Here is an 11,877-nt window from a genome sequence, read left to right as displayed (position 1 = left end):
CCGTGGCCGTCATCGGGCATCACCCGCCCGTAGTTCCGTGGTCGCCGTGCGGCGTGCCGTCCACCAGGCCTGGGCCAGCGAGATCGCCACGGCGAGGCAGAGGACCGCGGCCGCCGGGGTGAGCAGGGACCAGGGATCCGTGCGGAGCTGGGCGGTGGCGAGGTCGTCGAAGCCGGATGCGGCGGTCAGGGCCAGGCGTTCCAGGTCGATGCCGGGGGAGAGCAGGGCGATCGCCGACCAGCCGACGAGGGCCCCGCCGCAGGCCGCGAGCAGCGACTGCGGCAGCGATTCGAGTACCAGGAGCCCGCGGGCCTGCCGCCGGCCGAGGCCCATGGTGCGCAGCCGGGCGAGCAGTGCGGTGCGTTCGGGCGCGGCCTGCAGCAGGGACAGGAGGACGGCGAGTACGGCGTACCCGGCGCCGGCGAGTACGGCCGCCGTGTACATGCGTTCCGCGCCGGACTGCAGGGGCGAGTCGGAGAGCCGGGCGCGCTGTTCCTCGCGTACTTCCACGCCGTTGTTCGGGTCGGCGGTGTGCACCGCGCTGCGCAGGGCGTCCGTGTCGATCCCCGAACCGCTCGCCAGCAGCACCGAGTTGGTGAAGTCCGGCAGCCGCCGCCCGTCGACGATCAGGAACTCGCCCTCGGGTGCGGCCGGCGTGCGGTCGCGTACGCCCGCCACCCGCGCGGTGAACTCCCCGGCGGGCATGCGGAAACTGTGCTTGCCCGAGCCGAGGCGCTTGGCCACGCCGGGCGAGGCGAGTGCCGGCACGGCGCCCGAGCCGGGTGCCGCGATGTCGTCCGCGGCGAAGCCGCCGAGTCCGGCGTCGCGGCTGATCCGGGCGTACGAGTCCGGGTCGACCCCGACCAGGGTGGCGGCGGACCCGTCCGGGAGGTCGAGATTCGGGTCGACGTGGACGGCGGAGACCTCGTCGAGGCCGGTCACCTTGCGTACTTCGGCGGTCAGTTCGCCCGGCAGGGGTGTGCCGGGCCCGCTGACGCGGACGTCGGCGCCGACGGAGAGCAGCGCCGCCCGGTCCCGTGCGTCGGCCACCCCGGCGAGCACCGAGCCTCCGAACGCCGCGGTCGCGAGCGCGGTGAGCAGCGCGAGCAGCGGCAGTACCTGGGTGCCCCTGGCCCGTCCGGCCCGGGCGAGCGCCACGAATCCGACCAGACCGCGACGCCGTGCGCTGGGCCGGGCCAGAAACCGCAGGGCCGGCGGATAGAGCCGTACGAGCAGCAGCGCGGCGATCACTCCGAGCAGCACCGGCGCGGCACTCACCAGCTGATCGGTGGAACCGGACCCGGAACCCGTGCCGCGCTGCCGCAGGGCGACCACCGCGAAGCCGGCGATCACGAGCAGCGTCAGCTCGGCGACCGTGCGCCGCCGGGACGGCCGCGCGGTGACCAGGTCGGGCCGGTCCTGATGGATCCGCGGCCGCCGGTGTGCGGCCACGGTCCGCACCGGCAGCGCGAGTACCGCACACAGTGCGACCGCGGCCGCGCCGAGCACGCTCGGCCCGGTGCGGCCCTCGGGCACCGCGGCGAGGGCGAGCCCCCATCCGGCGGCCGCCGCCGGCAGCACGACCACCGCGGTCTCCGCGCCGAGTCGCCCGGCGATGCCGCGCAGTGAGCCGCCGCGGGCGCGGAGCAGGGCGAGTTCGCCGTCGCGCCGGGCGGCCGCGAGTTCGGCGGTCATCAGGAGTACGACGAACGCGACGGTGCCGATGCCGAAGACCGCGACGGCGACGATCGGCGACACGGCGCCGCGCCGGTCCCGGAACTCGGCCAGGCTCTGGTCGATGTCGGAGCTGAGCCGCGCACTGTCGTCGACGACCGAGCGCAGCTCGGCGAGCAGCGGCCCGTGCTCGAGCGAGGCGATGCGGGAGCGCAGCGCGGGCTCGTCCTGTGCGGTCAGTGCACCGGTGCGGGGCGGAAGGCGCCAGTACAGCTGAGGCGTCTGGTCGATACGGGCGAGCACGGGGCCGGCCTCGGGTGCGATGAGGAGCGCGGAGTGCCAGTAGTGCAGGGGCGGTGAGCCGCCCGGTTCGGCGGTGAATTCCGGGGTGGCGAGCACCGGCTCGTACGACCACCAACTGCCCTTCGGGCGCTGGGGTTCCACGATGCCGGTGATCTCGAAGGCGACCTGTTCGGCCCGCAGGTCCGGCAGCTGCACCACCGAACCGACCTGCAGTTTCAGGGTCTTCGCGGTGTCCGTGGTGACCGCCGCCTCGACGCGGTCGCTGCGTGAGGTGACGCCGTCGCCCTTCGGGAGCCGGCCGTCGCGCAGCTTGCTGTGCTCGCCGACCCCGTGCTGCGCGGCGACGGTGAAGCGGGGCGCGAGGCCCTCGGGGCGCGGCAGCTCCTTGTCCGGGGACTCCTTGGGGCGGAACGTCTCGGCGCCGTACGCGGTCTGCTCGCGGTCCACCGTGATCGGCGCGGGGACGGTCGCCGCGATCTTCGGTGCGCGATCCCGCAACGACCCGGGCTGCAGGTCCCGTTCGCGCCGTTCGCGTGGGAACTGGGTGCTGGCGGCGTCGGTGGACACCTCCAGGGTGGTGCGCGGTGCTCCCGCCGAGTCCAGCGTGTCCCGCAGGGCGGCGCTCTCGTAGCTGTCCGTGCCGCGCGGGAAGGCCGCGGCGAGGAACGCGGTGACGAGGACGAGCAGGAACAGCGCGAGCGCCGGCAGCGGTGCGGCGCGCAGCCGGGTGCGGACCCATGGGGCGACGGTGCGCGGGCGCATGTCAGCGGCCTCCTTCGTGACGCAGGGAGACCGCCGGATCGCCGCGGCGCAGCGCCAGGGCGGCCACGATCAGGAGCGGCACCGCGGCGACACCCGCAAGGAGCGCCAGGACCCGTCCGACGGGCAGCTCCACCAGGACGGACGGCACGGGCTGCGCGGCGTCCGGGGTGAGCACGATCAGCGGTACGACGGCCCGGGTGAGCAGGGCGCCGAGGACCAGGCCGACGAGGAGGGCCAGGGACACCAGGAGGCCCTGTTCGACGGCGATCAGGCGGGCCAGGCGCCCCGGCGGGGTACCGAGGGCACGCAACACCCCGAATTCCGCGGCCCGTTCGCGCAGCGACCCGGCGGCGGAGACCGCGAAGCCGACCGCGGCGAGCGCGGCCGCGGCCGCGGCGACGGCGAGCAGCGCCGACTGCGGCCCCGCGCCGAGCGGGTCGTCGCGCAGCTCGTCGGCGATCTCGGAGCGGACCACGACCTGTTCGGGATCCGTGTCGGGGCGTTTGCGCAGGTCGGCGGCGACCCGGTCGGCGTCGGCCGCGCTGGTGTGCAGCCACCACTCGGTGGGGGCGAGGCCCAACTCGCCCTTGGCCACCAGGGATTCGTTGACGGTGCGCAGGTCGAGGAGCAGTCCGCCGCCGTCCCCCGTGCCGCCGGCCCCGCCGCCCGCGGTCATGGTCGGCAGGCTGTCCACGGCCTCGACGACCTTGGCGGGTACGGTACGGCTGCCCAGCGGCACCTCGACGGTGGCGCCGACCTCGGCGCCGCTCGACTCCAGGAAGCGGGTGGTGGCGACCGCGGCCGGCTGCTTCACCGCGTCCCGTGCGGCGCCGATGTGCACCTGCCGGCGCGGCACGTCCCAGCTGGGGTCCTCGGGCCGTACCGAACCGGTGGTGTACGTGACCGAGGCGAGGCGGTCCGGGCCGGTGGCCGTGTCCAGGGTGGTGCGGGCGCGCTGCGCCGCCCCGGCCGCGTTGGAGCCGGTGACGGCGGAGGACTTCCAGGCGAAGTCCCCGGGCGGTGCCACTTCTTCGGCGGCCTTGCCGGGTCCGGGCGCGGCCCGCAGCGCGGAGACCGTGAACCGGTGCTTCTCGCTGGGTCCGTGCGGCAGATACAGCGAGACATCGATGCCGGTGAGGCGCAGCCGGTCGGGCACCTGGCCCGAGCCGATGTCGACGGACAGGGTGTGGGTGCGGCCGTCGACCGGGAGATCGCCGAGCCGCAGCTGGTGGGTGCTGCCGTAGCGGTCCTCGACGGACGCGGTCAGGGTGGCGTCCCCGGTGCGCCCCCGGCCCTTGCTCGTGACGGTGCTGCGGGCGTCGAACTCGAGCCGCCGGGTGCCGTCGGGCAGCGCGATGCCGGACTCGCGGGTGCGCTTGCCGGCCAGCGCGCCGGCGAGTTCGCCGGGGCTCGCCAGGTCGTCCCGGATGAGCATGCCGGCGGCGGCGCCACGGGTGTCCAGGGCGAGTACGGTCGCGGAGCGGTTGTCCGACAGTTCCATCGAGGAGCGGGCGCCGGGCGCGGCCGAGCGCACCCCGTCGGCGGATCCGTAGATCCCGCCCTGCTCCAACTGCGCGGCACGGCTGCTCAGTACGCGGACCTGGGTGCCGGCCCGGAAGTCCGCCTGGTCCTCCTGCGAACGGTCCCAGGAGGCGCCCTGGCCGATCGCCAGCATGCCCATCGCCACGGCCAGGACGAGCAGCAGTACGGGACCGGCGCCGCGCAGGGGGCGCCGGCTGAGCTGCCAGGCGGCCAGCGCGGCGGGCAGCCCGCGGCCCTTGGCGGCCCGGCGTTCACCGACCCGGGCGGCGGGCGGCAGCAGCCGCAGGGTGAGCACGGTGCCGGCGAGCAGCAGCAGCGCGGGTGCGGCGACGAGCAGCGGATCGACGCCCGACGGTGCGTCTCCCGGCGTGCCGGACGTCTGCCGGTCCAACTGCCAGTACGCCACCGCGGCGATCACCAGGAGCCCGGCGTCCGCGCCGGCCCGCAGCGGGGCGGGCAGCGCTCTGGCCCGTACCGCCCGGCGCAGCGAACCCGCGGCGGACAGTGCGGGGCCGACCACGGCGAGGGCGCAGCCGAGCGCGACGAGCGCGCCCACCAGCCACACCGACCAGGTCGCCGAGGCGTCGATGCGCAGCCCGATCCGGGCCAACGCGCCCTGGCCGGCGAGCAGTTCGGTCAGCGGCCCGGCGAGCAGCGGCGCCAGGGCCGCGGCGGGCAGGGCGAGCAGTAGCGACTCGGCCGCCGCGAGCGCCGCGATGCGCCTGCGGGAGCCGCCGCGGGCGAGCAGCACCTCCGTCTCGCCGCCGCGCTCGCTGGAGAGGAGTCCGGCGACCAGGAGCAGTGCGTAGCCGGCGAGCAGCACCAGTTGCAGGGCGACGATGAGCAGCGTCGAGCGGGACACCGACAGGGCGCGTTCGGCGCGGTCGAGCACCTCGGGCAGCGCCGTCTCGGCGGTGGCGCCCGTGAGCGCCGGATCCTTGGCGAGGCGTTCGGCGCCGCTCGCGGCCGCCTCGCGCAGCGCGTCGATCCGGCCGGTGGTGACCGCCCCGAAGTCGGCCGTGGCGAGCCAGGCGGTTTCGTCGCTGCTGGTACGGCCGGAGGCGAGCGAGGCCGGGTCGGTGAGCAGCGGGCCGTACGTGGTGAAGTCGAGCCGCCGCACCCCGCGCCCGCCCAGCTCGTCCAACTGCCAGTACGGGTCGTCGGGATCGGCGGGCCGGTACACGCCGGTCACCCGGATCTGCAGCTTCGGCCCGTCGAGCCGGTCGGTGAGCGTCACCGGACCGCCGCCCGCGCGCAACTTCAGCTGGGCGGCGGCCGCTTCGGGCAGCGCCACCTGGACCGGGCCGTCCTTCGTCGCGCGCGGCAGCTCGCCGGAGACGAGCCGGATCCGGGAGTGGTCGAGGGCGGCGAGATGAGTGAGGTCCGGTTCGCCGCCGGGTGCGGCGGGGGCGCGTACCGCGGACCGGGGGAGTGCGTACGGGCCGGAGCGCTGCAGCGGGCGCAGCTTCACGGGCAGTCCGTCGAAGGCGCGTGACGCCCCTCGGGCGACGGCCCGTTCGGCCTTGTCCTGCCCGTCCGCCGGTACGTCCGCGGAGACGACCAGGGAGGCGGGCGCGGCGGAGCGGGTGGTGAGCGAGTGCCGCAGCGCGGCGTCGCCGATCGCTCCGGAGAACGCGGCGAGCGTGGCCAGCACCGAGGTGGTCAGGAGGACCGCGAGCAGCGCCGCCGCGAGCAGCAGTCGATGAGCGCGTGCGCGCAGAAAAATGAAGCCGAAGCCCGTCACCCGATCCCCTGTTCCCCCGCGTCCCCCGGTCCCCTGTCAGCGGGATGCTTACAGACGTCGGGCACCGGGGGAAACGGTCAGTGGGCAGAAATTGCCCGACTGTGACCGGAATACGGGCAGCGGAGGCCGGTATGTGGGCGGGAGGCGGTCGTCAGTCCGCGGTGTTCACCATCGACGCCGCCGCATAGGTGAGGTAGTTCCACAGGGTCCGCTCGTGCTCCTCGGACAGGCCGAGCTCGTCGACGGCCACCCGCATGTGCTTCAGCCAGGCGTCGTGCGCGGCCCGGTCGACGGCGAACGGGGCGTGCCGCATCCGCAGCCTCGGGTGCCCCCGCTCGTCGCTGTAGGTGCGCGGGCCGCCCCAGTACTGCATCAGGAAGAGCGCGAGCCGCTCCTCCGCCGGACCCAGATCCTCCTCCGGGTACATCGGCCGCAGCAGCGGATCCTCGGCGACACCCTCGTAGAACCGGCGGACCAGTCGCCGGAAGGTGTCCTCGCCGCCGACCTGCTCGTAGAAGGACTGCTCCTGGAGCGTGCCGTGCGGAATCTCAGTCACGTGTCATGGCCTCACAGTCGCTCGGGCCGCCCGGGCAGGTCGCCGGGGCGTCCGGGGACCACCCCCGGGGTGCCGCATCCTCAGATGCCGCACCTTCCATCGTCGCAGACGCCCCGGCCGAGTACGGATGACCTAGGTCCGGGACAGGGCCGCCCGGTGCCGGTGCCGGTGCCGGTCCCGCTCTCGCCTCTCGCGCCGTCGCGCAGGACAGTGGAGACATGGATGCGCCGGAACCCGTGCCGGAACCGGACGGCCGCGGTCCCGCGGAGACCGGTGGGGACGCGGTCGCCGCGGCGTATCGGGCGGCCCTGGTGCGGGCGATGGAGGACGACGGAGCGTTCGACGGCGATCCCGGGTGGCGGGAGGCGTTCGCGACGGTCCCGCGGGAGCTGTTCGTGCCGTACTACTACGTGGGCTCGGCAGGCGGCTACGAGCGGCTGTGGGACGAGGACCCCGATCCCGTACGCCGTGACCGCTGGCTGCGCGGCGTCTACGCGGACGCCCCGCTGGCGACCCGGGTGCGCGACGGGGAGCTGCTCTCGTCCAGCAGCCAGCCCTCCCTGATGGCCCGGATGCTCGTCGCCCTCGACGTGCGGGGCGGCGAGGGCGTGCTCGACGTCCTGGAGATCGGCGCCGGCCCCGGCTACGACGCGGCGCTGCTCGCGCACCGCCTCGGCGACCCGCACGTCACGACCGTCGACCTGGATCCGGAGATCACCGAGGCAGCCCGCCGGCACCTCGCCGCGGCCGGCCGGCACCCGGCCGTCGTCACCGGCGACGGCGCCCGCGGCTGCCCCGCCCGCGCCCCGTACGACCGCATCATCGCGACCTGTGCGCTGCCCGGAATCCCGCCGGACTGGCTCGCCCAGTGCCGGCCGGGCGCGCGCATCCTGGCTCCGCTCGCGACCGGCCTGCTGCTGCTCACCGTCCACGACCCGGAGCACGCCGAGGGCCGCTTCCTGCACACCCCCGCGTACTTCGTACCGCTGCGGGGCGGCAGCTCCCGCGCCGCGGAACAGCCCCGCGAGTACGACGGACTGCCGCGGCGGGCCCTGCGCGAGGACTCGTTCCGCTTCCTGCTCGCCCTCGCCGGTGACGGCCTCGACCCGCACGAGGCGCTGGCCCTGTGGCGGCGCGGGGACCGGCCCGGCCGCGAGCGCTACGGGGTGACGGTGACCGGCGGGCGCGCCCGGGCCTGGCTGGACGATCCGGCAGGCCCCGACACCTGGCCGATGGTCTGAGCCGCTGCCGCCGCACGGCCCCGGCACGACCGAAGCCGCCCGCCCGGGAGAACCGGGGGGGCGGCTTCGGTCGTGGCCGTGTGCGGCGGTCAGCCGCGCCGGATGGTGATCGTCGTCCAGGCGCCCACATGCACCCGGTCGCCGTCCTGCAGCGGTACGGGCACGAACGGCTGGATGGGCTCCTCGCCGCCGTTGACCGTGGTGCCGTTGGTCGAGTTCTGGTCGACCACGGCCCAGGTGGTGTCCGGCTGCTGGACCAGGACGGCATGCTGGTGCGAGACGCCCGGGTCCTCCGGCGGCACCGACAGATCGATGTCGGGCGACTCGCCCGTCGAATGCCGGCGGCGGCCGATGGTGATCTGGTTCCCCTCCAGCACCCGCTGCTGCTCCGGCGAGTACGCGGGCAGATTGAGCCCGGAGGCCTCCGGGCCGCTGCGGTGCATCATCGCCATGAAGTACTCGCGGTCCGGGCCGATCGTCGCCGACCAGGTCGCGGGCGCCTGGGCGCTCGGGAAGCCGTGGCCGGTGTCGGGGAAGCCCTGCGAGGCGTCCGGGAAGCTGCTGTTGGGGGCGCCGGGGTCGGGGAAGCCGCCGTTCTGCCCGTTGCCGTTCCCGTGCGGGTCGGGGAAGGCGCCGCCGGGTGCCGCAGGTGCGGGCGCCTGGGCACCCGCCTGCGCGGACGGCGGCTGGATCATCCAGTCGTCGTCACCCGCCGGCGGGGCGGGCGGCGTCTGCTGCTGGTAGCCGGGCGGCGGTGCGGGTGGCCCGGGCTGACCGGCCGGCGGCGGGAACCCGCCCTGCGGCGGCGGAGACTGCTGCCCCGGGTGACCGGGCTGACCCTGCGGCCCCGAGGGACCGCCGCCCTGCAGCGGCTCCGCGGGACGGTTCATCTGCGAGGGCCGCGAGCTCGTGTAGTCGCCGCCACCGCCCTGCGGGCCACCCGGCTGACCGCCGCCGGGCTGCGGCGGGCCGCCACCCGGACCCTGCGGACCGCCGCCGGGAGGCTGCTGCGCCTGGAACCCGGGCGGCAGATTCAGGCCGGGCACACCCCCGTGCGGAGCGGCCGGCTGGTACGAGGTCGCGGTGTTGGTGATGAAGTTCCAGCGGCACTCCTCGCAGAACGGCGCGTTCGCCTCGCGAGGGGTACGGCACTGCGGGCACAGCTCCGCCTGGGCGGGCGGCTCCTGCTGGGGGTAGCCGTACCCACCGGGCGGCGGGGGCGGTCCCTGCGGGTAGCCGTAACCGGCGGCAGGCGGCGGTGGGGGAGGTGGCGGCACGGCACCGGCGGGCGCACCTGCCATGCGGTGGCCGCAGACCTCGCACCAGTCGTCGGAACCCGACTGGTGTCCGTTCGGGCAGGTCGGCATGTCGGCGCTTCCCCCTCTCCTTCTCCGGCCCGGCGGGCCGCTGTCAGGTACCTCGCGGTACTACTTCTTCACCCGAACCGTCTTGGTGGACCGGGTCTCGAGCGTCATCTCGTCGGCCTCCGCGACCTTCGGCTTCAGTCGCACAGTACCTGCAGCCGCGTCGACGACGTCGACCACCTTCGCAAGCAATTTCGCAGTGTCCGCATTCCCGGAGGCGCTGGCCAGTTGGACGGCCCGGCCCAGCTTCGCGGTCGCTCCGTCCTCGTCACCGGACTTGCGAAGATCGAGGCCCTGCTGGATGACCTGCGCCAGTTCCGCCTGTCCCGTGTAGTGCGCGACCTGCGGATTGATCGAGGTGGATGCCGCCATGTCGTCCGTCCACACCGCACGCACCAGACCCTGGGACAGGGCGTGCGAGCTGCCGTCGGGCTGCGGGATCACCAGGGACACCCGGGCGGCCAGCATCTCCTGGCCGATCTCCGCGTCCGGCACCGTCACACAGACGTGGTAGTCGCGCGACTCGTCGCCCCAGGAGCCCGTCGGATAGTCGCCTGCACGCGGCCCCGCCTCGGTGCGGCGGTCCGTCAACTCCTCTACCGTGGGCGCCACTTGCTTGACGAACTTGATCTCCGAGCCCATCGGGGTCCACAGCCGCAGGGCGACGTCCGCGACCTCCTTGCCCATCGCGTTCTCCATCATCTGCGTGAAGTCCGCGGCGAGACCGGCAGGGTCCGCGACGATGTCGGCGGTGCCGAGCAGCGCCGAGGCGATGGCTGTGACTTCTTTCACTTCCCAGTCGGTGCCGACACCACGGGCGTCACAGGTGAAGCGGCCCGCGCAGGCGTCGAGCGCGGCCCGCAGGTCCTCGGGCGACTCGTGCTCGTTGCGCCCGTCGGTGAGCAGGATGCCGTGCCGGATCGATACGTCGGCGGTGGCGAGCAGCCGGTCCGCGAGCCGCAGCCAGGTGCCGATGGCCGTGCCGCCGCCCGCTTTCAGGGCCCGTAGGGCGTCCTTCGCCTCTGCCCGCGTCCGGTCGTCCGCGACCGCGAGCCGCCCGCCGCCCGGATACACCTCCCGGGCGACATGGGTGCCGTCGATCACCGTGAAGTGCACCCCGTCACGCAGGGTGTCGATCGCGGCGGCCGTCGCATCCCGTGCGTTGCGCATCTTGGTCGGCGGATAGTCCATCGAGCCCGAACAGTCGACCATGATCGCCACGGCCGCGTCCGGGCCCTGGCCCGCGGCGAGCGTACGGGCTGCCGTGCCGCCCACCGTGCCGCCGCCGGTCGAGGTGACCGTGACGATCGCGCTGACCTCGCGACCGCCCTCGGGCAGATACTCGTTCTGGTACACCTCGACGGAGAACTGCGGGACGTTGGACTTCGAGAAGTTGGCCATGGATCCTGCTCCCCCTCAACTCCGCCCCTGTCCCTGCGCGTTCGTCGCGCACGGGACGGCGGCGGTTACCTGATGACGTGACTCGGTGCGGATCTGCTCCGCGCTCCTGACTTGTGGTGGCGTTCTCCTGTACCCCTGCTCCCTGTTCCCCTGCTCCCTGATCCCCTGGGCCGGTCCCCTGAGCCGTCCCCCTGTCCCCCCGGGCCTCAGGCCGATCCTGCCCCCGCCGGATGCACGGGGAACGGCAGGACCGCCACTGTTACGTTGTCGTGGCCCCCGCCGTCGAGGGCGTGACCGACCAGGACCTGGGCGCTGTGCAGCGGCCGCTCCGCGGCATCGGCGGGCGTCGCGGCGGCCAACTCGTCCGCCGCCTCGGCGTAGTTCCACAGTCCGTCCGTGCACACCACCACTACACCCGGCCGGTCCGGTTTGAAGGAAGCGGTGTGCGGCTCCAGTTCGTACGCGTCCGCGCCGAGCCAGCCGGTGATGGCGTGCGCCCGCTCGTCCGCGTACGCCTCCTGCTCGCCCATCAGACCGGCCGCGACCATCTGCGCGGCCCACGAGTCGTCCTCGGTGAGCCGGGCCGCGGGCCCCGAGCGGTCCACCGGGATCCAGTAAGCCCGGGAGTCGCCGACCCAGCCGACGATGAGCAGGCCGGCCGCGACGACCGCGCCGACGATGGTGCAGGCCGGGGCGTTCTGCCGGTGTGGATCGTGCTCCTGGGCGTGCGCGGGATCGTCGGCGAGCGCCGTGACCGCCTCGGCGGCCGCGACGATCGCGTCATGCATGGCCTGCTGCGGGTGGGTGCCGCGTGGCAGGGCCGCTAGCAGCGACTCGTTGGCCGCCTGGGAGGCCGCGAGCGACGCCTCGTCGGGCCGGGTCGAGGACGAGACCCCGTCGCAGACGATCGCCACGACCGCCGGTGAGCCGTCCGGCAGCGCCGCCGAGGACACGGCGAACGCGTCCTCGTTGCGATGGTGGCGCAGCCCCCGGTCGCTGACCGCGGCGACCGCGCCCAACTCCTGCTCCATGTGGTCGCGTTCCCGCGGCTGGGCGTGCCCGCAGTGCTCGCAGTAGCCGTCGTCGTCCACCGTGCCGGTGCGGCAGGCCACACAGCGCTTCTGCCCGGAGGCGGCCGGATCCGGGGCCACGGCGCGCGGGTCGGGCGCAGGCAGCGGGTACTCCCCGGACTCCTGGTCGGCAGAGCCGGCCGGTCCGTCGGGCCCGTCCGGCGCGGCGGCAGGCCGGCGGCCCGCCGAGCGGGCTGCGGCGGGCAGCTCGGTGCCGGCC

At 74.9% G+C, this 11,877-nt stretch carries 7 protein-coding genes; 1 reads left to right on the top strand and 6 read right to left on the bottom strand.

Annotated elements, in window-relative coordinates:
* Positions 1–9: 9 nt before the first annotated feature.
* The 3 genes from DY218_RS02365 to DY218_RS02355 all read right to left on the bottom strand — a co-directional run bounded on the left by DY218_RS02365 (position 10) and on the right by DY218_RS02355 (position 6,581).
* Complete coding sequence (locus tag DY218_RS02365) at positions 10–2,739, bottom strand: ABC transporter permease (protein ID WP_128554193.1); 2,730 nt, start codon at positions 2,737–2,739, stop codon at positions 10–12.
* Position 2,740: 1 nt separating this feature from the next.
* Positions 2,741–6,025 carry an FtsX-like permease family protein gene (locus DY218_RS02360; RefSeq protein ID WP_233521310.1) on the bottom strand — a complete coding sequence of 1,095 codons (3,285 nt, stop codon included), beginning with the start codon at positions 6,023–6,025 and terminating at the stop codon, positions 2,741–2,743.
* 151 nt (positions 6,026–6,176) lie between these two features.
* Positions 6,177–6,581: a globin gene (locus tag DY218_RS02355; protein ID WP_128554192.1), complete on the bottom strand. Its 405-nt coding sequence runs from the start codon at positions 6,579–6,581 to the stop codon at positions 6,177–6,179.
* A 218-nt stretch (positions 6,582–6,799) separates the two neighbouring features.
* Between DY218_RS02355 and DY218_RS02350 the strand changes: the two genes are divergently transcribed.
* Complete coding sequence (locus DY218_RS02350; protein ID WP_128554191.1) at positions 6,800–7,822, top strand: methyltransferase domain-containing protein; 1,023 nt, start codon at positions 6,800–6,802, stop codon at positions 7,820–7,822.
* 89 nt (positions 7,823–7,911) lie between these two features.
* Here DY218_RS02350 and DY218_RS02345 read toward each other — a convergent pair whose 3' ends face one another.
* The 3 genes from DY218_RS02345 to DY218_RS02335 all read right to left on the bottom strand — a co-directional run.
* Positions 7,912–9,189 carry an FHA domain-containing protein gene (locus DY218_RS02345; protein ID WP_128554190.1) on the bottom strand — a complete coding sequence of 426 codons (1,278 nt, stop codon included), beginning with the start codon at positions 9,187–9,189 and terminating at the stop codon, positions 7,912–7,914.
* 60 nt (positions 9,190–9,249) lie between these two features.
* The gene (locus DY218_RS02340; RefSeq protein ID WP_128554189.1) at positions 9,250–10,587 is read right to left on the bottom strand and encodes a vWA domain-containing protein; all 1,338 of its coding nucleotides are present in this window, start codon (positions 10,585–10,587) and stop codon (positions 9,250–9,252) included.
* 206 nt (positions 10,588–10,793) lie between these two features.
* The coding region (locus DY218_RS02335) for a PP2C family protein-serine/threonine phosphatase (protein ID WP_147336115.1) at positions 10,794–11,877 on the bottom strand (1,084 nt) is incomplete at its 5' end.

The organism is Streptomyces triticagri, from assembly GCF_003429565.1.
Classification (GTDB): Bacteria; Actinomycetota; Actinomycetes; order Streptomycetales; family Streptomycetaceae; genus Streptomyces; species Streptomyces triticagri.
This window is presented reverse-complemented; position numbering and strand designations above follow the sequence as displayed.